At 59.9% G+C, this 25,532-nt stretch carries 27 protein-coding genes; 8 read left to right on the top strand and 19 right to left on the bottom strand.

Annotated features, from left to right (window positions below; all coding sequences use genetic code 11):
- Window positions 1-17: 17 nt before the first annotated feature.
- Window positions 18-866: an alpha/beta fold hydrolase gene (locus tag B9Z39_RS10745; protein ID WP_108301725.1), complete on the bottom strand. Its 849-nt coding sequence runs from the start codon at window positions 864-866 to the stop codon at window positions 18-20.
- A gap of 75 nt (window positions 867-941) precedes the next feature.
- A complete protein-coding gene (locus B9Z39_RS10740; RefSeq protein ID WP_108301724.1) occupies window positions 942-1,466 on the bottom strand; it encodes a heme-binding protein in 525 nt (174 codons plus the stop codon).
- Between the two features lie 72 nt (window positions 1,467-1,538).
- On the opposite strand from B9Z39_RS10740, the gene B9Z39_RS10735 reads away from it, so the two are divergent.
- Complete coding sequence (locus B9Z39_RS10735) at window positions 1,539-2,531, top strand: tripartite tricarboxylate transporter substrate binding protein (RefSeq protein ID WP_108301723.1); 993 nt, start codon at window positions 1,539-1,541, stop codon at window positions 2,529-2,531.
- A gap of 24 nt (window positions 2,532-2,555) precedes the next feature.
- Complete coding sequence (locus tag B9Z39_RS10730; RefSeq protein WP_158269494.1) at window positions 2,556-3,524, top strand: tripartite tricarboxylate transporter substrate binding protein; 969 nt, start codon at window positions 2,556-2,558, stop codon at window positions 3,522-3,524.
- Here B9Z39_RS10730 and B9Z39_RS10725 read toward each other — a convergent pair whose 3' ends face one another.
- Window positions 3,525-5,489 (bottom strand): YhgE/Pip domain-containing protein, encoded by a 1,965-nt coding sequence (locus tag B9Z39_RS10725; RefSeq protein ID WP_108301721.1) that lies wholly within the window; start codon window positions 5,487-5,489, stop codon window positions 3,525-3,527.
- A gap of 188 nt (window positions 5,490-5,677) precedes the next feature.
- Here B9Z39_RS10725 and B9Z39_RS10720 point away from each other — a divergent pair, with 188 nt between their 5' ends.
- Window positions 5,678-6,292 (top strand): LON peptidase substrate-binding domain-containing protein, encoded by a 615-nt coding sequence (locus tag B9Z39_RS10720; RefSeq protein WP_199221207.1) that lies wholly within the window; start codon window positions 5,678-5,680, stop codon window positions 6,290-6,292.
- A 178-nt stretch (window positions 6,293-6,470) separates the two neighbouring features.
- Window positions 6,471-7,085: an LON peptidase substrate-binding domain-containing protein gene (locus B9Z39_RS10715; protein WP_233248982.1), complete on the top strand. Its 615-nt coding sequence runs from the start codon at window positions 6,471-6,473 to the stop codon at window positions 7,083-7,085.
- Between the two features lie 64 nt (window positions 7,086-7,149).
- Here the strand turns inward: B9Z39_RS10715 and B9Z39_RS10710 are convergent, their stop codons facing one another.
- Both B9Z39_RS10710 and B9Z39_RS10705 read right to left on the bottom strand, forming a co-directional pair.
- Entirely contained in the window at window positions 7,150-8,205 is a 1,056-nt protein-coding gene (locus B9Z39_RS10710; protein ID WP_108301719.1) for a Fic family protein, read from the bottom strand.
- Between the two features lie 70 nt (window positions 8,206-8,275).
- On the bottom strand, window positions 8,276-8,686 hold the full coding sequence (locus B9Z39_RS10705; RefSeq protein ID WP_108301718.1) for a hypothetical protein: 411 nt from the start codon (window positions 8,684-8,686) through the stop codon (window positions 8,276-8,278).
- A gap of 97 nt (window positions 8,687-8,783) precedes the next feature.
- Here B9Z39_RS10705 and B9Z39_RS10700 point away from each other — a divergent pair, with 97 nt between their 5' ends.
- Window positions 8,784-9,125 carry a hypothetical protein gene (locus tag B9Z39_RS10700; RefSeq protein WP_199221200.1) on the top strand — a complete coding sequence of 114 codons (342 nt, stop codon included), beginning with the start codon at window positions 8,784-8,786 and terminating at the stop codon, window positions 9,123-9,125.
- An 8-nt stretch (window positions 9,126-9,133) separates the two neighbouring features.
- On the opposite strand, the gene B9Z39_RS10695 is transcribed toward B9Z39_RS10700, so the two are convergent.
- From B9Z39_RS10695 to B9Z39_RS10645, 10 genes are all read right to left on the bottom strand, one after another.
- Window positions 9,134-10,183, bottom strand: coding sequence for a Rieske 2Fe-2S domain-containing protein (locus B9Z39_RS10695; RefSeq protein WP_108301717.1), 1,050 nt, complete (start codon window positions 10,181-10,183; stop codon window positions 9,134-9,136).
- Window positions 10,184-10,193: 10 nt separating this feature from the next.
- Window positions 10,194-10,781 carry an NAD(P)H-dependent oxidoreductase gene (locus tag B9Z39_RS10690; protein WP_100144092.1) on the bottom strand — a complete coding sequence of 196 codons (588 nt, stop codon included), beginning with the start codon at window positions 10,779-10,781 and terminating at the stop codon, window positions 10,194-10,196.
- Window positions 10,782-10,827: 46 nt separating this feature from the next.
- Window positions 10,828-12,195 (bottom strand): amidohydrolase family protein, encoded by a 1,368-nt coding sequence (locus B9Z39_RS10685; protein ID WP_100144094.1) that lies wholly within the window; start codon window positions 12,193-12,195, stop codon window positions 10,828-10,830.
- 18 nt (window positions 12,196-12,213) lie between these two features.
- Complete coding sequence (locus tag B9Z39_RS10680) at window positions 12,214-13,014, bottom strand: ABC transporter permease (RefSeq protein WP_100144095.1); 801 nt, start codon at window positions 13,012-13,014, stop codon at window positions 12,214-12,216.
- On the bottom strand, window positions 13,011-13,868 hold the full coding sequence (locus B9Z39_RS10675) for an ABC transporter ATP-binding protein (RefSeq protein ID WP_108301716.1): 858 nt from the start codon (window positions 13,866-13,868) through the stop codon (window positions 13,011-13,013). The genes B9Z39_RS10680 and B9Z39_RS10675 overlap by 4 nt, the downstream gene beginning before the upstream one ends.
- Before the next feature lie 14 nt (window positions 13,869-13,882).
- Window positions 13,883-14,875 (bottom strand): ABC transporter substrate-binding protein, encoded by a 993-nt coding sequence (locus B9Z39_RS10670; RefSeq protein ID WP_233202449.1) that lies wholly within the window; start codon window positions 14,873-14,875, stop codon window positions 13,883-13,885.
- A gap of 300 nt (window positions 14,876-15,175) precedes the next feature.
- Entirely contained in the window at window positions 15,176-15,931 is a 756-nt protein-coding gene (locus tag B9Z39_RS10660) for an amino acid ABC transporter ATP-binding protein (protein ID WP_108301714.1), read from the bottom strand.
- Window positions 15,918-16,568, bottom strand: coding sequence for an amino acid ABC transporter permease (locus B9Z39_RS10655; protein WP_108301713.1), 651 nt, complete (start codon window positions 16,566-16,568; stop codon window positions 15,918-15,920). Before B9Z39_RS10655 ends, B9Z39_RS10660 begins: the two co-directional genes overlap by 14 nt.
- On the bottom strand, window positions 16,561-17,232 hold the full coding sequence (locus B9Z39_RS10650) for an amino acid ABC transporter permease (RefSeq protein WP_108301712.1): 672 nt from the start codon (window positions 17,230-17,232) through the stop codon (window positions 16,561-16,563). The genes B9Z39_RS10655 and B9Z39_RS10650 overlap by 8 nt, the downstream gene beginning before the upstream one ends.
- Window positions 17,233-17,245: 13 nt before the next feature.
- Window positions 17,246-17,983, bottom strand: coding sequence for a transporter substrate-binding domain-containing protein (locus tag B9Z39_RS10645; RefSeq protein WP_108301711.1), 738 nt, complete (start codon window positions 17,981-17,983; stop codon window positions 17,246-17,248).
- A 247-nt stretch (window positions 17,984-18,230) separates the two neighbouring features.
- On the opposite strand from B9Z39_RS10645, the gene B9Z39_RS10640 reads away from it, so the two are divergent.
- Genes B9Z39_RS10640 through B9Z39_RS10630 form a run of 3 tightly spaced genes read left to right on the top strand, consistent with a single transcriptional unit; the run spans window position 18,231 to window position 21,049 of the window.
- Window positions 18,231-19,370: an ABC transporter substrate-binding protein gene (locus B9Z39_RS10640; protein WP_108301710.1), complete on the top strand. Its 1,140-nt coding sequence runs from the start codon at window positions 18,231-18,233 to the stop codon at window positions 19,368-19,370.
- Between the two features lie 8 nt (window positions 19,371-19,378).
- Window positions 19,379-20,218: a shikimate dehydrogenase gene (locus tag B9Z39_RS10635; RefSeq protein ID WP_108301709.1), complete on the top strand. Its 840-nt coding sequence runs from the start codon at window positions 19,379-19,381 to the stop codon at window positions 20,216-20,218.
- A gap of 9 nt (window positions 20,219-20,227) precedes the next feature.
- Window positions 20,228-21,049: an amidohydrolase gene (locus B9Z39_RS10630; protein ID WP_108301708.1), complete on the top strand. Its 822-nt coding sequence runs from the start codon at window positions 20,228-20,230 to the stop codon at window positions 21,047-21,049.
- A 45-nt stretch (window positions 21,050-21,094) separates the two neighbouring features.
- Here B9Z39_RS10630 and B9Z39_RS10625 read toward each other — a convergent pair whose 3' ends face one another.
- From B9Z39_RS10625 to otnK, 4 genes are all read right to left on the bottom strand, one after another.
- Window positions 21,095-22,528 carry an aldehyde dehydrogenase family protein gene (locus B9Z39_RS10625; protein ID WP_108301707.1) on the bottom strand — a complete coding sequence of 478 codons (1,434 nt, stop codon included), beginning with the start codon at window positions 22,526-22,528 and terminating at the stop codon, window positions 21,095-21,097.
- Window positions 22,529-22,617: 89 nt separating this feature from the next.
- Window positions 22,618-23,454, bottom strand: a complete 837-nt coding sequence (gene otnI, locus B9Z39_RS10620) for a 2-oxo-tetronate isomerase (protein WP_108301706.1) — start codon at window positions 23,452-23,454, stop codon at window positions 22,618-22,620.
- A gap of 79 nt (window positions 23,455-23,533) precedes the next feature.
- Window positions 23,534-24,229, bottom strand: coding sequence for an aldolase (locus B9Z39_RS10615; protein ID WP_108301705.1), 696 nt, complete (start codon window positions 24,227-24,229; stop codon window positions 23,534-23,536).
- Window positions 24,230-24,236: 7 nt separating this feature from the next.
- Complete coding sequence (gene otnK / locus B9Z39_RS10610; RefSeq protein WP_108301704.1) at window positions 24,237-25,529, bottom strand: 3-oxo-tetronate kinase; 1,293 nt, start codon at window positions 25,527-25,529, stop codon at window positions 24,237-24,239.
- Between the last annotated feature and the right edge of the window lie 3 nt (window positions 25,530-25,532).

The following is a 25,532-nucleotide window of genomic DNA, read 5'->3' as shown; positions in this document are numbered from 1 at the left end:
TCGAAGGTTCAACAGATTCAGTGGGCACGCGCTTCGACGCGGTGCATGAAGTCGGCCAGGGCTTGTGCCAGCTCGGGCTCTTGCTCAGACCAGGCTGAGAACGGCAGCAGCGGCACGTCTTGGTCTTCGATGGGCAGGTTGTACAACTCGCTGCCAGCAATCAACTCGGCCGCGGCAATGCCATTGACCGAGGCATGTGTGTTGTCGTTGCCCGGCACCACCAAGGTGGGAACTTGGATGGAGCGCAGCGCCTCATCGGTCATGCCCAACACGGGCTTGCGGGGCCCCTGCAAAAAGATGTCGAGCCAATGGCTCATGACCCGGATGTAGTGGGCCGGGTCCATGTTCATCAAGTAGTCCAGGTTCTTGGGGTTGGCCTTGATGCGCTCTTGGTATTGCTCGGTCGCGCACACCGCGGCCATGCCGCCTTCTTGGGCCGCGCGGATGAACTGTTTGTAGTACATCTCGGGCAAGCGTCCGGCTGCAAAGTCACCGCCGGTGATGCGCATCAACAGCAAGCCTTTGACATCTTTGGGGTGGCGCAAGTACACCAGCATGGACATGCGTGCGCCGGATGAGGTGCCACCAATGTAGGCGGGCAGGGCGTTGAGGTGGCCCAGCAAGGCGATCAAATCGTCGGCGGCAATTTCTTCTTCGCCTTCTTGGCCGTCAATCACTACATCGGAGGCGCCCGTGTTGCGTCGGTCATGCAGCACCACGCGAAAGCCTTTGGCCGCAATTTTGTGCGCGAAGGGAATGAACTCGGCGTAGCCACGGCGCCCACCGGTGGTCAACGCCACGTAGGGGCCGCTGTCGCCCACCACCTCATAGTTCATGTTGAAGCCACGGATATTCAAAATAGGCATGCTGTGTTCGCTCAGTCAAAAAGATGCGAGAGTGTCCATGAAATCAAACGCCGCCGTGTCGCCTACGCGGCACGCTCAGAGCTTGCCCGTGTCGAGGCCTGCTTTGCGGTACAGCGCTTCGATGTGCTCACGGACTTCGGGCGGTGTGGCATCGTTTTGCGCACGGTGTGCCCAGCCCACTTTTTCGCGTGCATAGATGGCCATGATCTCGTCTTGGTCCGAGGTGCCACCGCTCACGCCATAGGCCCCTACCATCTCGTCGCCTTTGAAGATGGGTGCGCAGCCGCCCGACACCACCACCTTGCCGCCCGTGAAGATGGAGGCGTTGATCAGCATTTGGGGGTTGCGTTCTTTGAACCATTGCTGAATGGCCAAGCCGTCTGGAAAGCGCGGGCTCATCGAGCGAAAAGCCGCCACGGTGAAGGCTTTGCTGGTGGCAATGTCGGGGGTGATGAAGCCCGCGTCGTCCATGCGCTCAAGCGCCAACAAGTGGCCCTCGGCGTTGACCACGGCAATGGCGACAGGCACTTTCATGTCGAGCGCCTTGGCTGAAACGGTTTGGATGAATTCGCGGCATTCTGCAATTTTGAGTTTGGGCATGGCGGTGTAAAAAAGTAAGGAGACTAAAAATATTCTAGGATCGTAGTCACAACCACAACGCAGAGAGACAACATGAATACCCTTAGGCATCACCTGGGCGACACCTCACGCCGCGCATGGCTGGTCGGTCTGTGGCTGGCCTGTGCCGCCAGCGCATGGGGACAAAGCAGCTACCCCTCTAAGCCCATCAAACTGGTGGTGGGTTTCCCCAGTGGCAGCTCGGCCGATGTGACAGCGCGCATCCTGGCACGCAAACTCGGCGACACCTTGGGACAAGCCGTGGTGGTGGACAACAAGCCCGGGGCAAGCAGCAACATTGCCACCGAAGGTGTGGTGCGTGCCCCTGCGGATGGTTACACCTTGTTGTTGGGGTCGGTAGCCAACACCATCAATGCGGGCATGGGCAAAAGCCTGCCCTTCAACTTTGCGACCGACTTGGCCCCCATCACCCTGGTGTCGAGTTTGCCCAATATCTTGGTGGTGCATCCCTCACTGGGCGTGAGTAGCGTGCAAGAGTTGGTGGCTTTGGCCAAAACCAAACCGGGCGCGATTGACTTTGCGTCGTCGGGCAACGGCACCTCGCCGCATTTGTCGGGCGAATTGTTCAACCTGATGGCGGGCGTCAAGCTCAGCCATGTGCCTTACAAGGGCAGTTCGCAAGCCATGACCGATGTGTTGTCGGGCTTGGTGCCGGTGATGTTTGCACCGGCTTCTACCGCATTGCCGCACATCCAAAGCGGCGCACTCAAGGCCTTGGCGGTGACCAGTGCGCAACGCTCGGCCATCGCGCCCAAGTTGCCCACCATCAGCGAGTCGGGCTTGAGTGGTTACGAAACCTCGGTGTGGTTTGGTGTGCTGGTGCCGCAACTCACACCGCGTGATGTGCAAGACAAGTTGTCGCAAGCCATCAACCAGTCGATTCAAGCGCCCGAGATCAAACAACAACTGCTGAGCCAAGGCATTGATGCCTTGGGTGGCACCCGTGCGGACTTCGCCAAATACATGGCCGCAGAAACCGACAAATGGGAAAAGCTCATCAAAGCTTCAGGTGCCAAATTCGACTGACCTTTTCATCCAATGAGGTGTCTTATGCGAAAGTTGTTTCACAAGAGGTGGGTGGTGTTGGCCGTGTGGTTGGGCTGTGTCTGTGCTTATGCAGAGTACCCCGACAAACCCATTCGCATGATCGTGCCGCAAGCCCCAGGCAGCGCCACCGACACGGCGGCGCGCATTTTGGCCAGCGAACTCTCGCTGCAACTGAATCAGACCATCGTGGTGGAGAACCGCCCCGGCGGCGGCTTCACCATTGGCTTGGACATGGTGGCCAAAGCGCCGCCCGATGGTTACACCATCGGCTTGGGCCCAGTGGGGGCCATGGCCATCAGCCCCAACATGATGGCCAAGCTGCCCTACGACATTGACAAAGATTTCCAACCCGTGGCCTTGGTCACGCGCGGTCATTTGCTGTTGGCGGTGTCGCCCAATTTGCCGGTCAACAGCGTGGCCGAGTTGATGGCCTATGCCAAGAAAAATCCGGGCAAGCTCACCAACGCGTCATCATCCAATGGCTCGCCCGGCCATGTGGGCGGTGAGTTGTTCAAACTCATGACCGGCACGCAGATCGTGCACGTGCCCTACAAGGGTGGCGCACTCGCGATCAACGATTTGATGAGCGGACAAGTCGATGTGCTGTTTGAAAGCCTCAACTCCATCGCACCCCATGCACGCTCGGGCAAGGTCAAAGCCTTGGGCGTGAGTGGCGCGCGCCGCTCGCCAGGGTTTCCCAACATTCCCACCATTGCTGAGGCCGGTGTGCCGGGCTTTGATGCACCCACTTGGACCGGCGTGTTTGCACCAGCCGGTTTGCCCAAGCCGGTGCTGGACAAACTCAATCAGGCCACCAACCGCGCCATTGCATCGTCCACCTTCAAAGAACGCTTTGGCGTGATTGGCGACGAACCCGCAGGAGGCTCGCCTGAAGAGTTGGGGGACTTGCACAAACGCGAGTTGGCCAAGTGGCGCGATGTGGTCAAGCGCTCGGGCGCCCAGTTCGATTGACTACACATCCAGCAGCGGGCGCATGCGTCGCACAGGCACAAAGCGCCATTGCCCGGCAAAACAGGCCACCCATGCACTGGCCACACCCCAGCACAGCGTCACCAGCATGGGGGTGTACCAATCGCCTTCAAATGCATGGAACATGCAGGCCTTCACGCCCATCACCACCCAGGTCATGGGCAACCAGGGGCTGATGTGTGCGTACAAGCTGCCACTGAGTTCCACGGGCAATAGCCCGCCAGATGCCGACACCTGCAAGGCCAGAAACAACATCGCCAGCGCTTTGCCTGCATCGCCAAAGGCGCGCGTGAGTGCATACACAATGCACACGAAGGTGAGCGACGCCAGCGCCAGCATGACGGCCAAGATGGCCGGATGCCGAACGCTGATGTCCAGCACCCAACACACCGTGAGCAGCACCAAGGTCGCCTGCAACAAACACACCGAAGCCGGCACCGAAACCTTGCCTAAGAACTGGGCCCATGGCGAAAAACTTTGCGCCATGCGAGGCAACAAACGCAGGTGAACCAAAAATGCGGCAATGCCTGCACCCAGCCACAGCGACACCGGAATGATGTTGGGTGCAAAGCCACTGCCGTGGTTGGCCACTTCGGCATCAACTTCCAGAATCGGCGTGACGGAATGTGCCAGGCCTTCTGGGCTGCCTTCGATCGAGCCCACCGAGCTGGGTAATTCTTGCGTCATCAAGTCAATGCCGGCTGACAGGTAGTGCGAGCCTTCGCGCAGGCGCTGCAAGCCGTCATGCAGTTGGCTGGTGCCGCGAGCCAGTTCAAGCGAGCCATTGCGAAGTTGATCCAGTTGACTGTCTTCGGGCAGTTTGCCCGTCATGCTGCGCAGGCCAGCGCGCATGTCGCGAACCCCAAAGGTGAGCGTGCGAATTTTGTTGCTGAGCGTGGCGGCACCTTGGCTGAGTTTTTGTTGACCTTCTTGGGCTTGCCCCAAACCTTGGTCAAGTTGCTCGGCACCCTGACGCACGCGGTCAAGCCCATCGGCCACGGCCGATGGCACAAACACATTGCTGTCGGCTTCGGTCTTGAAGTGGCTCACGCTCTGTGCCATGCGCTGGCTGCCCAGTCGCAGTTCTTGCAGTCCCTTGTCGAGCTCTTGGTGCCCACTGGCCAGTGCTTCTGCGCCTGTGCGAAGGTTACGCACATCGTCGATGGGGGGCAGGCTGGCTTCCATGGATCGGATGCCGCCGCCGAGTTGCGCTGTGCCGTCGGCCAGTCGTTGCACGCCATCTTGCAAACGTGTCGCTCCTTGGTGCAAGCCCACGCTGCTGAGCTCGGCTTTGCTGGTGCCGTTGGCCAACTCCAGTGCGCCGTTGCGCAGCTGTGTCATGCCCGAGCGCAGGCGATCCACACTTTGTTGTGAGCCTGCACTGGCACTGAGCACCAGTGACCAACGCTGCTCATTGAGGGTTTGATTGACCTCTTCACCCAGTGCTTTGGCAAACTGTGATGCCAAGACAGAGCTCTCATAGTTGTTGCCCGCCGAGGTGTACACCACCAAGCGTCCTTGCCCAGCTTGCAAGCCCGGTACGGCATTGGCGCTGAAGTCACGCGGAATGATGAGGGCAAAAGCCAGTTTTCCTTGGCGCACCCGTTCACGAGCCTGGGCTTCGTTGTCGAAGTTTTGATAGCCCAGTTGCTTTTTGTGTTGCAACCCGCTGATCAAGTCGTTGCCGATGTTGAGTGTTTTTTCACGGTAGGTGAAGCCTTGGTCCAAATTCACCAAGCCCACAGGCAATGAGGTGGACCGAGCCGACGGGTCCCACACGCTGGAGAGGTAAATCAGCAGGTAGATCGAGGGAATGATGGCCACCACCAAAGCCGCCAGCCGTAGCTTGGCCTCGCGCTGGAAATGACTGAACTCGACATGGGCCACCCACCGAGTTTGTGTGAGCAGATGTTTCAACCGGGCACGGCGACTGACGCTGTGTGACATAGGGTATTAACCGTTTCGAGGAGTGTCGCTGTGATTTTTGCAGCTTTTAGAATTCTCTTAGGCTGCTAAGTTCATATATTTTTGACATGCTAACAGCGATCCCTTGGCGCTTATGTTCCACAAATCAAGATGAAGGAATACATTTGGGGCCTGTGTCCGACAGGGAGCCAACGGTGAACACAAACCTCATGACGGAAGTGCCTTTGTTTCCTTTGGGAACGGTGTTGTTTCCAGGGGGGCGCTTGCCACTGCAAATTTTTGAAGTGCGTTACCTCGACATGGTGGGTCACTGCCATCGCGAGGGCTTGCCTTTTGGTGTGGTCTCGCTCATACACGGTGGCGAAGTTCGAAAAGCCGGCGACGAGGACCAGGCCCCCGAGGTTTTTCAAAACATCGGCACCATGGCTCGCATCACTTCATGGCAAGCCCCGCAACCAGGTTTGATGCGCATTGATTGCGTGGGCGAGCAGCGCTTCAAAGTGCTCGGACAACGCAAGCTCAAACATGGGCTGTGGGTGGGCGATGTGGAACGCCTGGAGGCAGACCAAACAGTGACGGTGCCTGACGACTTGGTGCATGTGGCGCAACAACTTGAGCGCGTGATTCAACACCTCCAGGCGAGGGTGATCAGCCCCGAGCAATTTCCTATTGCCACACCTTTTGCCTTGGGGGATTGTGGTTGGGTGGCCAACCGTTGGAGCGAGTTGTTGCCTTTGCCTCCCGCCATGAAACAAAACCTGCTGACACTCGACAGCCCGTTGATGCGGCTGGAGTTGATTGCTGATTTTTTAGAGCAGGTTTAAGGTTCGCGCTCAGTTATTACGCATAGAAGTTATCTCTATTTGGTCAGCCGCTTGCGTTTAAATAGTTTCAAGTCGGGCTCAATGTTTTCCGGGATGTGACGAAACCATAAATTGGGGACGCGTGTTGCGTGCTCCAGGTTTCTTGACAACGATGGAGTTCACAGTGGACACAAACCTGATGACTGAGATGCCGCTGTTTCCATTGGGCGCGGTGCTCTTTCCAGGTGGGCACTTGCCGCTGCAAATTTTTGAAGAGCGTTACCTTGACATGGTGGGGCGCTGCCTGCGCAAGGGTTTGCCCTTTGGCGTGGTGTCTCTCACCGAAGGGGGCGACGTTCGCAAGCGTGGCGACGCAGGGCACGCCCCTGAAATTTTCAAAAGCATTGGCACCATGGCACGCATCACCGCATGGCAATCGCCACACCCAGGCCTGATACGCATTGACTGCGTGGGCGAACAGCGCTTTCAGGTGCTGGGGCAACGCAAGCTCAAACACGGCCTTTGGTTGGGCGATGTCGAGCGCCTGGCCGCAGATCAAGTGGTGGCCGTGCCCGACGACTTGGTGCATGTGGCGCAGCAACTGGAAAGTTTGATTCAGCGCATGCAGGCAGAGGCATCCAGCCCGCAGCCATTGCGCGCGACCACACCGTTTGCATTTGACGACTGCGGTTGGGTTGCCAACCGTTGGTGTGAGTTGCTGCCCCTGCCGCACGCCATGAAGCAAAACCTGCTGGCGCTTGACAGCCCTTTAGTGCGCTTGGAGTTGATTGCAGATTTTTTAGAGCGGGGTTGAGTCGTTTGGCTTGCTCATTGGTTTCATGCCGATGGTGCCGCTAGCCAATACGGGTCCTGCCTTGTCAATGGCTTGAGGCCACATACCAAGTGCCGCGACCCACGCCATGCTTGACCAAGTGACCGTCCTTGGCGAGTTTGGCCAGATGTGCCTTGATGGTGGCGCGGTTTGCGCCTGTTTGTTGCTCGGCCTGCAACGTGGTGAGCCTGCCATGTTCTCTGGCCAAGGCAACCAAGTCAGCGGAGAGCTTTGGCAAACGTTGAGAGAGCATTTTTTCTCGCTCGACCTTCTCTGCGAGGCGTTTGACTTGGGATGCCAGTGATGAAAGGAAAAACACAATCCATGGTTGCCAGTTGGGGCTGTCGGTGCGAATCGTGCCTTGTGTCTGGCGCAGTGCGATGTAGTACCCGCCTTTGTTTTGCTCAATGATGCTTTCCAACGAGCTGTACGGCACATAGCTGTAACCGAGCTGAAGCATGAGCAGTGTGGTCAAGATGCGCGACAAGCGCCCGTTGCCATCCTCAAAGGGGTGAATCTCTAGGAAGACCACCACAAAAACGGCCACGATCAGCAGCGGGTGTAGGGTTTTGTTCTCACGTGTATGGCGTAGCCAATCGACCAACTCTTGCATGAGGCGAGGCGTGTCAAATGGGGTCGCTGTCTCGAAGACCACGGCCACCTGTTCGCCTTTCTCATTGAAGGCGGCGACGCTGTTGGAGATCTTTTTGTACTGCCCTCGATGGTGCGCATCTTTGCTGCTGTGCTGGAGTAAATCGCGGTGCAACTGCTGGATATGGTTTTCGTTGAAGGCAATATGTTTCCAAGACGCGAAAAGCAGCTCTATCACTTGCGCGTAGCCCGCGACTTCCTGTTCGTCACGGGTGGTGAATTTTTGGGCCTTGATGTTCGAGATCAAGGCATCGACTTCGGCATTGGTGAGCTTGCTGCCTTCAATGCGCGTCGATGAGGCCGCACTTTCAACGGTAGCTATGTGTCGTAGCGCCAATAGTCTTTCTGGAGCCAACGAAGTCAGTGCCCGCCATGCCCCTTTGAACTCGTCTATCTGCGCAATGAGCGCCAAGACATTGGGCGTGATGCTGATGTTGTCCGTGTTGAGCATAGCCACAAATATAGCCGCAAATAGCCATAAACCGATTGCTATTGTGAACGCTGGACAACAGCGCAAAAAGTCAAATTCCTGAACTCCTGCCCAACCACCATGCTGCGCACCCCACCACCACCAAACCCACAAGAATTTTCACGAAAAGCCACCGCATCTGGCTTTGCAGCCGATCCACCCGTTGCACCAAGTCCTGGTTTTGTTGCGCTAGGCTGTTGATCAGCTCGGTGGCGCCCAGCATTTGTGTTTCCAGTTGCAGATGGCTGCTGCGCAAAGCTGCAAGTTCGCTTTGCAGTTGTTCCAGCGTGTGGGTGGGCGCGGTCTGGGTGGACGTCACGTCGTCGCTGGCCTCGGTGTCTGCGGCCACTTTTTTAGACATGCGGTCCCACAGGCCCTTGGCACCATCGGCCACTTTGGGGGCGTTGCTGATCACGTCCGACCAGGGGACGCTCTGAATCACTTTGAGCCAACCGATTGCCATGCTGTGTTCCTTTGTGGGTGTTCCCGTTATCTCGCATTGTCTCAGCCACACACGCTCGCTACCATGTGCCAAGATTCCCTCGCCCTTGGAGCCTCTCATGCGTCACACCCGCTCTTGGACCCTCGCCACGTGGCTATGCGCCACGGTGTGTTCGCTTGCCGCGCAACCTGTGCTCAAAGACGATCCACAGCGCCCGGTGGCGCAGATCAGCCGCGACCTTGGCATTCAACCCGCGCAGTTCCGCGCTTGTTTTGCGCAGGTCAATCCAAGCCCAGCTGGGCAGCGCCCCGAGTCTGACCGCACGCATGCCAACAAAGCGGTGTTGCTGACGTGCTTGCGTCAGGCCAATCCGGCCATCACCAACGACAGCTTGGATCAGGTGATGGACCGTTATCGACCAGGGGGCCGTGAAGCACAAATGCCGCCCCCAGGGCGTTGACGCCGGCTTCAGCTGCCGCGGTGTACCTCGGCCTCGCCGTACTGGCTGAGCAGGGTCATCAGGTGTTTGCGAATCAAGATGCCGGGACGGTCTGAGTCCATGGAATATTCCACCCCTCGGCGGCGCAGGTCGACCACGGCGTCGGGGTCGGTGGACTCCAAGATGTCTTTGTCTTCGCGTGTGATGACTTCGTCAAAGTGCACCAGCATGGCTTCGGGGCACTCGGCTTCGGTGTCGTTGCGAAACAGCCATTGGCACAGCTGAATGTGGCCGTCGTCAATGGGCGTGAAGCAGTTGATGATGATGTGGCGAATGCCCGAGGGGTACTCGATGTCCAGGCGACGTGAGAACGGCAAAAAGTAGGCATTGCGCATGTGGCGCGTGGTGATGGGGTCGCTCACGCCGCTGATTTGTTGAAACTGCTCAGGGTTCACGGCCTGGATGATGGTCTCGGCATAAAAGCCGGCGTCGTTCTCCACCAACTCGTACTTGCTGGGTTTTGGGGAGGCTGCCACACCAAAGGTGGCGCGGTGCACAAAGCTGAAGTGCGAGTTGTCAAAGCTGTTTTCCAGCGCACGCACGGGGCTGGTGGCCCAGGTTTCGTAGAACTGGTAAATGGTGCGCCAGCCGGGCGCATCAAATTCGGGGATGGGCGGAATGTCGGCCACCGGGTCTTCCAGCGCCACCCAGGCATAGCCGTAGCGTGCGGTGCAGTGGTAAGCCTTGGTGCAGTAGTCAGGTGGAATGGCGCGGTCAGCGTCGTACTGCACGATTTGCACGACCTTGCCTGTGCGGTCGTAGGTCCAGCCGTGGTAGCCGCAGCGGATACGGCCTTGGCCACAGGCCTGGCCTTGCTGGTCGACGCACCAGCCTTTGGACAGCTTTGCGGTGCGGTGACAGCAGCGGTCTTGCAAAGCAGCGGGTTCGCCGTTGTCGTCGATGAACAGCACCAAGTTTTCACCGAGCAGGGTGAACGGTTTGGGGCCGTCGGCGAGTTGCGACAGCGGCATGACGGCATGCCAGAATTTTCTGAAAACAGCTTGTTGTGTGACCAACATAGAGGCACTCCTAATTAAATTTCAACATGGCGTCGCGAACGCGATCGCGAAAACGGGTGAGCTGCGTGGGCGTGGCCACGTTCATGTGGTATCGGGCGTGGTAGTCAATTTTGACGCCTGGGCCTGCCAGCACTTTCAGATACCGCGTGATCACGTGCCGGGGTGGGTCGCCCATGTACCACGCCATCCAGCGCGGACGTCCATAGGTCACCACGGCGCTGATGCGTCGGATGTGGGTGAGAGCGGGTTTGACGTGAGCCGGGTCGCTGATGTCAAAGGCCACACCGGGCATGAGCAGACGGTCAAAAAAACCTTTGAGCATGGCGGGCAAACCAAAGCACCAGGTGGGAAAACAAAACACCAAAGCCTCGGCACGCTCCAGGCGTTGCAAGTAGGCTTCGACCGGCACGCGGTTGCTGGGCACTTCGTGGTAGCCCAAGCGCTCTTCGCGCGACAGCACCGGGTTGAAGCCTTCGGCGTACAAGTCAAAGTCGTCCACCTCATGCCCCGCCTGCGTGAGTGCGCCCACCACGTCGCGGTGCAGCGTGGCGTGAAAACTGGTTTCCACCGGATGACAAAACACCACCAAAACGCGCATGGCTTGACCTTTGTGAGGGATGACGTGTGGGCTGTGACGTGTGCCGTTAAGAGGCCTGGATTTTTTTCACCAAGGCACGGGCGCGGGCCGACAACTCGGCCAAGTCCAAGCCGGGTATCTGGCCATCGCGCACCACCGTGCGTCCTGCCACCCAGGCGTGACGCACCTGGGCTGCCCCGCCTGCGGTGATGGGCGCGGTGGCGTCGTCGTGGTTACCGGCGTAGCGTGGGTGGGTCAGGTCGTAGAGCACCAAGTCGGCCTGCATGCCAGGGGCCAGTGTGCCCACCTCGTCGAGTCCCAGCACTTTGGCCCCGTTGGCCGTGGCCCAGTGCACCAAGGTCTCGACCGATTGGGCGGTGGCACCTTTGACGGCGCGGTGAATCATCCAGGCCGCATGTAGTTCGCTGATCATGTCGGCGGCTTCGTTGGAGGCGGCACCGTCCACCCCGATGCTCACAGTGGCACCGGCTTGCGCCAAGGCTTGCACGGGGGCCACGCCGCTGCCCAAGCGGCCATTGCTTTGCGGGCAATGGGCGATGGCGGTTTGGGTTTGGCCGCAAATGGCAATTTCTTCGGCATCCAAATGCACCATGTGGGCAAAGCTCACGTCGGGGCCAATCCATTCGTGTTCCGCGCACCAGTCCACCGGGCGAGACTTGAGCACGTCTCGCGCAAAGCGCACGTAGTCAGCGGTCTCAGACAAATGGCTGTGCAGGCGAATGCCTAAGCTGCGCGCGGCACGGGCCATCTCGCGCAGCTCGTCGGGTGTGCACGAATAAAACGGTGTGGTCGGTGCCATCACCACCTTGCGCATGGCGTGGGGCGAGGCGTCGTGGAACTGACGCGTGCTGTGCTCGACCTCACGCAAAAACACATCCAGCGGTTGGGTGGGCATGGGCGGGCGCTCGTCGGTGGCAAACGAGCGTCCCATGGTGGCCCCCCCACGCAGCAACACAAAGCGCACGCCCAGGCGCTCGGCCACGTTGAACAGTGTGGCGCTGGGGTCGTAGCCCATGTTGGTGCCGTACAGGTAATGGTGGTCGGCCACGGTGGTGCAGCCCGACAGCAACAACTCGGCGATGCCGATGGTGGCGGCGATCTCAATCGCCTCTTCACCCAAGTAAGGGCCATAGCGGTAGGGCACCGATTGCAGCCACTCAAACAGTGGCACGTTCAGCCCAGCAGGCACGCCTTTCAACACCGACTGAAACAAGTGGTGGTGGGTGTTGACAAAGCCGGGGTAGACCACGCAGCCACGTGCGTCAATCACGGTCTCGCCCGCACGCGGGGTGAGGCTGCCCATCTCGGTGATGCGGTCGCCTTCGATGCGCAGGTCGGTGGCGCGGGTGCGTGCTTGGGGCTCAGGGCCGCCGGTCAGCATGGCGCTGGCGTTTTGAATCAGGGTGCTGGTCATGGGGTCAGGTCTCGGTGATCACGTTTCGGTGGTGGCTTCGCTGTCGTGCCAATGGCCAATGGCACGCTTGGAGGCAAACAGCATCAGCACAAACAGGGCAATGCCTGCAACAGAAATTAAAAACAAAGCGGCAAACAAACGCGGGATGTTGATTTGAAAACCCGCCTGCAAAATTTGATAGGCCAAGCCCGCGCCCTGGCCGCCGGTGCCGGCCACAAACTCGGCCACCACCGCACCAATCAGCGACAAGCCGCTGGAGATGCGCAAGCCCGCAAACCAATAAGGCAAGGCGGTGGGAATTTGCAAGCGCAGCAGGGTTTGCAACTTAGACGCGCGCTGCATGCGAAACAGCGAGGCCAAGCCTGGGTTGACGCTGCGCAGCCCCAGGGTGGTGTTGGCGATGACCGGGAACAAGGCAATGATGGTGGCGCACACGGTCAGCGCCAACATGGTGTCTTTGACCCAGATGATGATCAGCGGGGCAATGGCCGCAATGGGCGTGACCTGCAACAGCACCGCGTAGGGAAAGAAGCTGATTTCAATCCAACGGCTTTGCACAAACACAAACGCGATCAAGGTGCCGATGAGTGTGGCCAGCACAAACGCCATGAAGGTGATTTGCATAGTCACCCACAGCGACTTCATCAAGATCACAAAATCCAAGCGCAGGGTGGTGGCAATCACACTCGGGCGCGGCACGATGTAGTCGGGCACGGCCAAGTGCCAGCAAGCGACTTCCCAGGCCAGCAGCAACAGCACGCCCACCAAGCCGGGGGCAAACCAGGTCAAGAACTTTTCGGAGCGAATCAACGGGCTCATGTGGCACTCCCGGTGGCCACAGGCGTGGTGCCCTCTTCGCCGGTGCCACTGGCCAGGCTGGCCTGGTAGAGCAGGGCCGACAAGTCGGTGCAGTGGCGCCCAAAGGTGTCGCTGGTGCGGTAGGCCGCATCGCGCGGTCCGTTGTGCGCAATGTCGTAGCTGGCATGCACGCGCCCAGGGCGCGCGGCCATCACCACCACGCGGTCGGACAAGAACGCCGCTTCGTACACCGAGTGGGTGACAAACACCACCGTGAGGTTCTGTTCAATGCAGAGCTGGCGCATGTCTTCGTCCAGCCGATTGCGGGTGATTTCGTCGAGCGCGCCAAACGGCTCGTCCATCAGCAACAGGTTGGGCTGTGTCACCAGCGCCCGTGCGATGGACACGCGCATTTGCATACCGCCCGAGAGTTCGCGGGGGTAGCGTTGCGCATAAGGGCCCAAGCCCACGCGCTCTAGCGCGGCTTGCACACGAGGCCCACTCTCGCTGGGTGGCACACCGGCCAAGTCGAGTGGCAAACGCACATTGGCCGCCACGCGGCACCAGGGCATCAGCGTGGCCTCTTGGAACACAAAGGCCAACTGACGGCCGGGCTGGCCCACCGCGTCAAAGCCCGAGCGCCACCAACGGATGCGTCCGTCGGTGGGCGTGAGCAAGCCCGCCATCATTTTCAGCAGCGTGCTTTTGCCGCAGCCCGATGGCCCAATCAATGAGACAAATTCCCCTGCACGCACGCTCAAGCTCACCGGAGCCAGGGCTTGGGTGCCGTTGGCGTAGGTTTTGTGCGCGGACAACACGTCCACGCAGGGGTTGTCGTGGGACGCCATCTCGGGCAGGGGTGTGGGGTCTGTCATGGTGTGTCTCAGGGTCAGGGCATCACGCGCAGGTCTTTGACAAAGTCGAGCGTGAACGCATTGCGCCACGGTGTTTCAGGCTTGATCAACTTTTCGCTCACCAGGTAGTCGTAGGTTTTTTTCCAGCGTGCTTCGGTCATGGTGCCCACGCCCATCTTGGCTGCGTCACCGCCACCCAAGACCTTGAGGTCTTTCATTTGCTTGATGGCAAACGCAATTTGTTCGTCGCTCATGTTGGGGTTGTCTTTTTTGATCAACTCATTGCCGGGTGCTGGGTTTTTGAAGTAACTCACCCAGCCTTCCATGGTGGCGCGCACAAAGCGCTTGACCGCGTCGGGGTTGGATTTGACAAAGCCCGTGGTGGACACCAAGGTGGTGCCGTAAGGGGGGTAGCCTTCATCGGCAAACAAGAAGAACTTGGCGGGCACATTGCCCTTCATGGCTTGGAAGGGCTCAGACGACGGGTAGGCTTGCTGCGCGGTGTTGGCGTCGGCAAAGAAGGGTTGCAGGTTGAAGGTGTAGGGCTTGCTTTGCTCGTCGGTGTAGCCGTATTTGGCTTTCAACCAGGGCCACCAACTGGCACGCCCCGACGAGGCCACCAAAATGGTTTTGCCTTTGAGGTCGGCCAGCGACTTCACATCGTCGTGGGTCAGCATGCCTTGCAAATCGCTTTGGAACGAGGTGGCCACGGTCACCACCGGCAAGCCTTTCTCCACGCCACTCATGACCTGAAAGTCGTAGCCCATGATCAAGTCGGCCTGGCCTGCGGTGAGCAGTTGCATGCCGTTGATTTGTGGGCCGCCCATCTTCACGGTGACATCGAGCCCGGCTTTTTTGTACAAGCCTGTGGCCAGGGCTTGGTAGAAGCCGCCGTGCTCGGCCTGTGCATACCAGCTGGTGAGGAAGGTGATTTTGTCGTCGGCGTGAGCCAGACCTTGAAGCGCAAAAGCGCTGAGCAACAAACACTTGGCAATGAAGCTGCGACGTGGGGCTGTGTGCATGGGCATGTGGACCTCTTCAAAAATGGCGTGATTCACACCATGGCAAAGCCCTTGCGTTGCGCGCGTGCACACCGAAACAAGCTGCCTGCCAAGGCATTCGTTGTCGGTGGCAATTTCCTGCATATCGGTCAAACCGAGGTGCTGAACGCTTCTACCCCCACTGGAGAGGTTGCAAAGGCTGTGCCACGTTTCTGAGGGGGTGTTTGAACCCATTGGCACGGCTTTGGCGCTGCCGTGAACCAACTTGGGTGGTGCTTGCACCAAGATGGCGTGGCTGCGCGTCGCGTCGCCCTGAGCTGGAAATTTTTATTGCAGCGAAGACAAAAACTGTTGCAGCTCCGGTGTTTGCGGGTTGGCAAACAGTGTGTCGGGCGCGCCCATTTCGTGGACCAGACCTTGGTGCATGAAGACCACACGGTCGCTGACCTTGCGCGCAAAGTTCATCTCGTGCGTCACCATCAGCAAGGTCATGCCTTCTTGCGCCAGCGACTCCACCACCGCCAACACCTCGCCCACCAACTCGGGGTCGAGCGCCGAGGTGATTTCGTCGCACAACAAAATGCCGGGTGCCATGGCCAAGGCGCGTGCAATGGCAACGCGTTGTTGTTGGCCGCCGGAGAGTTGTTCTGGGAAGGCGTTCAACTTGTCGGACAAGCCCACACGTGCCAACAGCCGAAGCGCTGTGGCTTGCAACTCGGGCTTGGGGGTCTTCTTGACCAAGCCAGGCGCCAGGGTGATGTTGTCGCCCACGCTCAGGTGCGGGAACAGGTTGAAGGACTGAAAAATCATGCCCACTTGCTGGCGCAAGGCGCGCATGGCTGCCGCGTCGTCGTACACCAAGGCTTGGCCTTGCACGGTGAGCGTGCCGTGTTGAAACACCTCCAAGCCGTTGATGCAGCGCAGCAGGGTGCTCTTGCCCGAGCCGCTTTTGCCAATGATGGCGATCACTTCACCCGCTTGGACTTGCAGGTCAATGCCCTTGAGCACCTCGTGGGTGCCATAGGACTTGCGCAAGCCCTGGATGTTGACGGCCAAAGGCGCATGGGGGTCAGCGTGTGACATGGAGCTTGCTTTCTAAAATACGGGCGTACAGGCTGATGGGGTAGCACAGGGCGAAGTACAACAAGGCCACACAGCTGTAGACGATGAAAGGTTTGAAGGTGGCATTGGTGATCATGGTGCCGGCCTTGGTGAGTTCAATGAAGCCAATCACCGACGCGAGCGCCGTGCCCTTGACCACTTGAACCAAAAAGCCCACCGTGGGTGCCACCGCCACACGCGCGGCTTGCGGCAAGATGACCCAGCGCAGTTGCTCACCAAAACTCAGGGCCAGGCTTTGCGCGGCTTCCCATTGGCCTTTGGGAATGGCGCGCACGCAGCCATGCCAGATCTCGGCCAAAAAAGCGCTGCTGTAGAGCGTCAGCGCCACCGCAGCGGCGGTCCAGGCCGAGGTCTCAAAGCCCAGCAGCGCCATGCCAAAGTAGGCCAAGAACAGTTGCATCAGCAAGGGCGTGCCTTGGAACACCTGCACATAGGCCGACACGCCAACACGCAAGGCCTTGCTGTGGGTGGTGCGCAGCACCAACAGCAACAGACCCACCAGCCCGCCGCCCACGAAAGCGATCAGCGACAGCACCACCGTCCAACGCGCTGCCAGCAGCAAGTTGCGCACGATGTCCCACAGTGAGAACTCAACCATGGCCGCCTCCAAAGATGAAGCGCTGGCCCAACTGGTTGAGCGCCCAGCGCACGATGCCGGACAGCAGCAGGTAGATCACGGTGGCCACGATGAAGGCCTCAAAGGCGCGGAAATTGCGGCTTTGAATCAGGTTGGCCGCGAAGCTGAGTTCTTCGGTGGAGATTTGCCCACACACCGCCGAGCCCAGCATGACGATGATGATTTGACTCACCAACGCCGGCCACACGCGTTGCAAGGCGGGCGGCAGCACCACCCACACAAAGGTTTGCATGCGGGTCAGCGCGAGGCTGTAGGCCGCTTCGATGTGGCCGGGCGGCGTGGCTTGAATGCCTGCGCGCACGATCTCGCTGGCATAGGCCCCGAGGTTGAGCACCATGGCAATTACCGAGGCCCATTCGGGGGTGAGCTTGACGCCCATGGCGGGTAAGCCAAAGAAGATGAAAAAGAGCTGAACAATGAAAGGCGTGTTGCGAAACAACTCCACATACACACCCACCAGTGTGCGGCTCCAAGCGGCGCCTTGGGTGCGCACCCAGGCGCAGCCCACACCGGCCAAGCCGCCAAGCAGGGCCGAGATGGCGGTGAGCCCCAGTGTCCAGGCCACGCCTTTGGCCAGCAGCGGCCACTGGGACAAGACGGCTGCAAAGTCCAGTTCAATCTGCATGCTGTGTCAGCCTTCAGTCGGGCAACTGGCCTGCGGCGCGACCGAGCCACTTTTGGGCCATCTTTTCAATGTCTCCTGACTTCTTGGCGTCGGCAATGATGGCGTTGACCTTCAGGCGCAGCGCGTCTTCGCCCTTGGCCACGCCAATGAAGTTGGGGCTGTCTTTGAGCAACAACTTGTACTCGGCACCCAACTGTGGGTTGCGCTGCATCATGTTGCCCGCCACCGATGCGCCGGTGGCGACCAGTTGGGTTTGACCCGAGACAAAGGCCGACACGGTGGCGTTGTTGTCTTCAAAGCGTTTGATGTCGGCGCTGGCCGGAGCAACCTTGGTGAGCTCTTGGTCTTCGATGGCACCACGTGTGACGGCCACGCTTTTGCCCGCCAGGTCGTTCATGCTTTTGATGGCGAGTGACTTGGGCGCAAAGATGGCTTGAAAGAAGGGCGAGTAAGCCGCGGTGAAGTCGATCACTTTTTCACGCTCGGGGTTTTTGCCCAAGGTGGAGATCACCAAATCGGCCTTCTTGGTTTGCAAATACGCAATGCGGTTGGCGCTGCTCACCGGCAGCAACTCAACGCCTACGCCCATCTTGGCGGCGATGTAGTTGGCCATGTCGATGTCCAGGCCCTGAGGCTTGAGGTCGATGCCGACAAAGCCATAAGGCGGAAAGTCGGTGGGGATGGCGATCTTGATGAGTTTGGTTTTTTGAATGTTGTCCAGCGCCGATTGCGCGTGGGCGCTGCCCAACATGCTGCCTAAGCACAGTGAAGCGGTGAGTGACAGCAACAAACGTTTGCAAATTTTCACGAATTTTCTCCTGATGGGTGATGTTTGGTGATGAGCGCCATGGTTCGCATGAACGTGAGATTTAACAAGCGATTAGCGTGCCAACTTCTAGGCTTTACCCGTAATAGGCCGTCCAACAGCAGATTTTCAGCACCCTCAAACCTGTTAAATTCCCTCACGTTCAAAACGCATCACAACCCAGGAGACAACCATGGTTCGAATTTTCAAAACTGTCACTGTGCTGGCTTGCTTGACGGCCGGCTTGGCCATGGCCCAACCAACTGTCAAGGTGGTGGGTTTGGTGGAGTTGACGGGCACGGGCACCACCTCGGGCACCAACTTTGACAACGGCATCAAGCTGGCCGTCAAAGAAATCAATGCCGCAGGCGGCATCTTGGGTCGCAAGATCGATTACCAAGCGTTTGACACCCAGTCCAACCCCGGCGTTTCCAAAGGCTTGGCCCAAAAAGCCGCCGATGACGGTGCGTATGTGGTGATGGGCCCGGTGTTCTCAGGCTCCATCTTGGTCAGCATGGCCGAGACGCGCCGCGCTGAGATTCCGAACTTCACCGGCGGTGAGGCTGCGGCCATCACCCAGCAAGGCAACCCCTACATCTTCCGCACCTCGTTCACGCAAGCCTCGGCCATGCCCAAGATTGCCAACTACATCCGTGACAAGGTCAAAGCCAAGAACGTGGACGTGATCTACACCAACAACGACTTTGGCAAGGGCGGGCGCGATTTGATCGTCAAAGCTTTGGAGTCACGCGGCATCAAGGTGGCCTCTGACATTTCTACCGAACCTGGTCAGTTGGACTTCAGCAGCCCCGTGCTCAAAGCGCGTCAGAGCAACAGCGATGCGGTGTTTGTCTACACCAACGAAGAGGAAGCCGCGCGTTTGTTGCGTGAGTTGCGCAAGCAGGGCTACAACAAGCCGGTGATTGGTGAGACGGTGCTGACCAGCCAAAAGGTGATTGAACTCGCCGGTGACAGTGCCAACGGTGCCGTGGCCCACGTGGGCTTGACCGCCGATGCACCGCAAGCCACGGTGCGCAAATTTGACGAGGCTTTCCAGCGCGAATTCAAAAGTCGCTCGGATCACAATGGCTTGAAGGGCTACAGCGGCATGTACATCGTGAAAGCGGTGACCGAAAAGATTGGCAAGTTCGATCCCAAAGCCTTTGCCGCAGCCATGCACGGCATCAGCCTGTCGGCCAAAGACCATCCGGGTATTTTGTTGGATGTGAGCTTTGACGCCAACGGCGACCTCGACCGCGAGAGCTACATGACCCGTGTGGTCGGTGGCAAGCAAGTGGTGAGCGATATCCTTCCCCCTGTCAACAAAAAATAAGGTGATCTGTGTCTGATCAGAAATTCGTTTTGGCGGGTGTCATGGGCTGGCCCGTGGCCCATTCGCGCTCACCCGTGATCCACAACCATTGGATTGCTCAATATGGTTTGCGCGGTACCTATGCCTTGCTGCCGGTACAACCCGACAAATTGAGCGACGCCATCCGTGGCCTGCCCGCTTTGGGCTTTGCCGGTTGCAACATCACCATCCCGCACAAGGTCAACGCCATGGCCATGATGGACGTGGTGCATCCGGTGGCCCAGCGCATGGGTGCCATCAACACCATCGTCGTGCAAGCCGATGGCAGCTTGCATGGTTTCAACAACGATGGTTTTGGTTACATCCAAAGCTTGCGCGATGCCCAACCCGATTGGCGTGCTGACGCAGGCCCCGCATTGGTGTTGGGCGCGGGCGGTGCCGCACGTGCGGTGGTCTTGAGTTTGTTGGACGAAGGTGCCCCAGAGGTGCGCTTGGTCAACCGCACGCGCAGCAAGGCCGATGACCTGGCTGCCTTGTTGGGCGAGCGTGTCAAGGTGTACGACTGGAGCGAGCGCAATGACGCCATGGACGGCGTGGCCTTGCTGGTCAATACCACCAACCAAGGCATGCACGGCCAGCCTGGGCTGGATGTGCGCCTCGACGCGCTGCCTGCCACCGCCTTGGTGTCGGACGCCATTTACATTCCGCTGGAAACACCGCTGTTGGCTGCGGCACGTGCGCGGGGCCACACCACGGTGAACGGCCTGGGCATGTTGCTCAACCAAGCGCGCCCTGCGTTCCATGCCTGGTTCGGCGTCATGCCCGAGATCACGCCTGCTTTGCACCAAGCCATTGCGGCCACGTTCTAAGGCGCGGGCGTGTCGATTTTTGATCTGCCCAAAATAGACAGCCATTGCCACGTGCTGGACCCGCAGCGCTTTGCGTATGCGAGCGACGTGGCCTACCACCCCCAGGGGCAAGAGATTGGCACTGCTGACTACTTCGCCCACGTGATGGATGCCTACGGCGTGCAACACGCGCTGCTGGTGGGGCCCAACTCGGGCTACGGGTTTGACAACCGCTGTTTGTTGGACGCGATTGCACAAGGGGCAGGGCGCTTCAAAGGCATTGCGGTGTTGGCCGACGACACATCCAGCGAGCGACTGCAAGAACTGCAAGCGCAGGGCATTGTGGGTGTGGCGTTCAACGTGTCGCTGCATGGCTTGGCTTACTACCAAGCCATTGAGCCCTTGCTGCAACGCATGGCGGCCTTGGGCTTGTGGGCGCAGTTTCAGGTGGAGGCTGACCAGTTGGTTGAGCTCATGCCCATGATCGCGCGCACCCAAGTGCCCGTGCTGATCGACCACTGTGGGCGTCCGCGCTTGAGCGACGGCCTGCAAGCACCCGGCGTGCAAGCGCTGTTGGCGCTGGGGCGCAGTGGCCAAGCGGTGGTGAAGATTTCAGGTTACGCCAAGTTCTCGCAACAGCTGTTTCCGTTTGACGATGTGGATGCCCATGTGGCGCAACTGGTGCAGGCGTTTGGCATGTCGCGCTGCATTTGGGCCTCGGACTGGCCTTATTTGAAAGCGCCCTACCGCTTGGACTACGGCACCTTGCTCAAGCTCGTGGAGCGCAAGTTCAGTCCAGAGGACTTGCAGCAAGTGATGTGGGACAACCCCAAACGCTTGTTTGGGTTCTGAGCCTCGTCATCTGAGGGACGTTTGGCCTTGGGGTGGGTTTGCCTGTCAACCGTGCTGGATGGAAATGGTCTTGAGCACGGTGAAGCCGTACAAGGCTTCAAAGCCTTTTTCACGGCCCCAGCCACTGGCTTTGACGCCGCCAAACGGCAACTCAATGCCGCCACCAGCACCGTAGTTGTTGATGAAGACCTGACCTGAGCGCACCTGACGTGCCAGCCGCATTTGGCGCGCACCATCGCGTGTCCAGATGCTGGCGACCAGGCCGTACTCGGTGGCATTGGCGATGCGCACGGCATCGGCCTCGTCGTCAAAGGGCAGGGCGGCCAACACGGGGCCGAACACTTCTTCTTGCGCCAGACGGTGTTGCACTGGCACATCGCGCACCAGCGTGGGCGCTTGGTAAAAACCGCCAGTTGGCGCTTGCGGCACCACCTGGCCTTGGCCTGCGATGGGCAAACCGTCTTGCTGCACTTGCTGCAAAAAGTGTTGCACGCGTTCGAGTTGGCTGTGGCGAATCAGCGGGCCGCAATCGAGGTCCATCTGGGCTGGGCCGCAGCGCAGTTGGCCAAAGGCTTGGCTCAAACGACTCAGCACCTCTTCATACGCCGAGCGTTGCACCAGCAAGCGACTGCCTGCCGAGCAGGTTTGTCCGGCGTTTTGCACGATGGCGTTGACCACCACTGGCACCATGGCGTCGAAGTCGGCGTCGGCAAACACGATCTGCGGCGACTTGCCTCCAAGCTCTAGCGTGACAGGCGTGTAGTTGACGCTGGCGTTGCGCACCACCAGTTGCCCGATGGTGGGTGAGCCGGTGAACGAGATGTGGTCGATGCCCGGGTGCTTGACCAGCACATCGCCCGCTTCATGGCCGTAGCCGGTGACGATGTTGAGGGCGCCTGGGGGCAGGCCCGCTTCGGCGGCCAGTTCGGCCACACGCAACAACGACAGACAAGCGTCTTCAGCGGGTTTGACCACGCAGGCATTGCCTGCGGCTAGCGCGCCGCCCACACTGCGGCCAAAAATTTGCAGCGGATAGTTCCACGGCACGATGTGACCCGTCACGCCATGCGGTTCGCGCAAGGTCAGCACGGTGTAGCCGTTTTGGTAGGGGATGGTGTGGCCCAGCAGTTTGTCAGCGGCCCCGGCATAGAACTCGAAGTAACGCACGATGGCCGCGGCATCGGCGCGTGCTTGCTTGAGCGGTTTGCCGCAGTCGCGCGATTCGAGCTGGGCCAGCTCTTCGGCGTGGTCTTGCAGGGTGTAGGCGAGTTTCATCAGCACCCGGCCACGTTCGGCGGCGGTGAAGGCACCCCAAGCACCTTGGTAAGCCTGACGTGCCGCAACCACGGCCTGGTCGATGTCGTGGGCGTTACCGCGTGCGATGGCGGCAAAGGTGTCACCCGTCGATGGGTCGATCACGGGGATCGATTCACCCGAGGCGCCTGCGACCCATTGGTTGTTTATGAAGTGCTGTGACATGGTGCGTGACGAGTGAGTGGCGTGTGAAAGGTGAAGCGGGTGCCGTGTGTGCAACGTAGGTGTGGCTGGGAGAGTGGCTGATCCAGCCATCAGCGGCGTGCGCGTAACCAGTCCAGACCAGCCGACGTGCCACCGGCTTGGCCGCCCAAACGGGGGCGGTACTCGCAGCCGACCCAGCCTTGCCAGTTGCACGCTTGCGAGACTTCGTCGATCACATCAAACAGATACGGGTAATTGATTTCACCGATGTTGGGCTCATGACGCTCGGGCACGCCCGCAATTTGAAAGTGACCGACCCGGCCTGTGGGCAGGTATTGCCGAATCTTCATGGCCACATCGCCTTCGACGATTTGGCAGTGGTACAGATCCATCTGCACCTTGAGGTTGGCGGCACCCACGGTCTCGATGATTTCGTGTGCGTGGTCTTGGCGGTTCAAAAAGAAACCCGGAATGTCGCGCGTGTTGATGGGCTCGATCAGCACGTCCAAGCCCGCCTTGGCCGCCTCGGTCGCTGCCCAGCGCAGGTTGCTGAGGTAGGTGGGCAAGTTGCTGGTGCGGCTTTGGCCCTCACCCAGCAGGCCGGCCATCAGGTGGATGCGTGGGCAGTGCAGCACCTCGGCATAGCGCAGGGCCAATTGCACACCGGCTTGAAACTCGGCTTCGCGTCCAGGAATGCTGGCGATGCCACGGGTGTTGCTTGCCCAAGCCGCGTCAATGCTGGCGGCATCGGTGCCGCCGGGAGGGGCATTGAAGAGCACTTGTTGCAAGCCGTGGGCTTGCAAGCGAGCCGACAGTTCGTGGGCTCCAAACGCATAGGGAAACAAATACTCCACCGCTGTAAAGCCGTCTTGTGCCGCTGCTTCAAAGCGGTCGAGAAACGGCAACTCGGTGTACATCATGGTGAGGTTGGCGGCGAATTGAGGCATGGTCTTTGGGAGGTGTGAAGCGTCAAGAAAAAAAGACGGAGGCGTTCAGGGTGTGTGTGGCGTTGTGCCTGGGCAGCTCTTACCAACACGCACCAAAGGTCTGGCGCAGCTCTTGAATCTGGCTGGCGCTGAGCGCGCGCGTGTCGGTGGGGGCCAAGCAGGCCAGGCGGGCTGTTTCTTCGAGTTCTTCCAGCGTGGCCATGGCCGCAGCAGGGGAGTCGTGCCACACGTTGGGCCCTAAGCGTGCCAGCATGACAGCCCGAATAGGCGTGCCTTGTTCGCCATAGCGGGTGATGGTGCGCGCCACGGCCTCGGCGGCTTGTGCGTCGCCAGGGCGGTGGTAGTCGATCACGGGCACGTGGCCTACCTTCATCACAAAGTAGGGCGTGAGGGCAGGCAGTAGTTCGTGCGGGGCCGCAAAGGTGCTTTGCGTGAGGCCCATGTGGGGGGCGCGCAAGGTCAGCGCCACGCAGTGGGTGCTGTGGGTATGGATGACGCAGGCGGTGTGGGCGTCAAACGCACGCGCGGCGGCATAGATGCGGGTGTGCAGCGCGATGGTTTTGCTGGCCTTGTCGCCACTGAGCTGATGGCCGTGTGCATCGAGCTTGGCCAAGCGCGCGGGGTCGAGAAAGCCTAAGCAGGCATCGGTGGGGGTGATCAAGAAACCGTCGTCCAAGCGCACGCTGATGTTGCCCGCCGTGGCATGCACGTAGCCACGCGCAAACAGGCTGTGGCCGATGCGGCAGATCTCTTCTCGGGCTTGGGTTTCGGTCATGGGCGTGTCAATGCTGGAGTTGCGCCAGCGCTTTGGTGAAGAAGTCGGGGCTGCCAAAGTTACCCGACTTGAGCGTGAGGTGCACGGGGCCGACGGGCGTGTGTGCGTGGCACCAGGGCACGCCCGGGTCGATTTGCGGGCCAATGTGCAGTTGCGTGATGTCCAGGGCTTGCACGCAAGCGCCCGAGGTTTCGCCACCGGCCACCACCCATTGGCGAACGCCCAGAGCGAGCAGGCCACGTGTGATGTCGGCCAGGGTGTGTTCCACCAGCGCACCCGCCGCATCCACACCCAGTTGCGCTTGCACGGCTTTGACGGCTTCAGGCTCTGCCGTGGCATACACCAGCACCGGGCCTGAGGCCAAGTGGGGCGCGGCCCAGGCGCAGACCTGCGCCACCACCTCGGCTGCTGCCTCGGGGCTGCGTGCCAGCACCAAGGGGTCGAGAGCAAACGCGGGACGACCGCTGGCGATGAAATGCGCCACTTGGCCACGCGTGGCTGTGGAGCAACTGCCCGAGACGATGGCCTGCGCACCACGGGCGGGTGGCAACTGGCTGGCGCTGGGGTTGGCGCTCAAGCCAAAGTTAGCGGGCAATCCAATGGCCACCCCTGAACCGGCGGTGACCAAGGGCAGGTGTTTCAAGGCCGGCCCCAGGCGCAGCAAGTCGTCGTTGCTGACGGCGTCTACCACTGCCAGACGCACGCCTTGGGCTTGCAGTTCGGCCATGCGTGCAAGCACCGCCTGCGCGCCTTGCGCCACGCAGCGGTGGTCGATCAGGCCCACTTTGCCTTGTGACTGCGCTTGCAGCACGCGCACCAGGTTGGCGTCGTGCATGGGGGTGAGCGGGTGGTGTTGCATGCCCGACTCGTTGAGCAGCACATCGCCCACAAACAAATAACCTTTGAACACGGTGCGCCCGTTGTCGGGGAAGGCCGGTGTGGCAATGGTGAAGTCGGTGTTCAGTGCGGCCATCAAGGCCTCGGTCACGGGGCCAATATTGCCCTCGGCGGTGCTGTCAAAGGTGGAGCAGTATTTGAAATAAATCTGCTCGGCCCCCTGGGCTTGCAACCAGCGCAAGGCATCGAGCGATTGGGCAATGGCTTGCGCAGGTGGAATGGTGCGTGACTTGAGCGCCACCACCACCGCGTCCACCTCGGCGCCTAACTCGGCGTTCAATGGCTCGGTGGGCACACCGATGGTTTGCACCACGCGCATGCCAGCGCGCACCAGGTTGTTGGCCAGGTCGGTGGCACCCGTGAAGTCGTCGGCAATGCAGCCTAGGCGGATGGGGTGGGTCATGCA

The organism is Limnohabitans sp. JirII-29, assembly GCF_003063395.1.
Lineage (GTDB): Bacteria > Pseudomonadota > Gammaproteobacteria > Burkholderiales > Burkholderiaceae_C > Limnohabitans.
The sequence above is the reverse complement of the archived record's forward strand: the minus strand, read 5'-3'. Positions and strand labels throughout refer to the sequence as shown.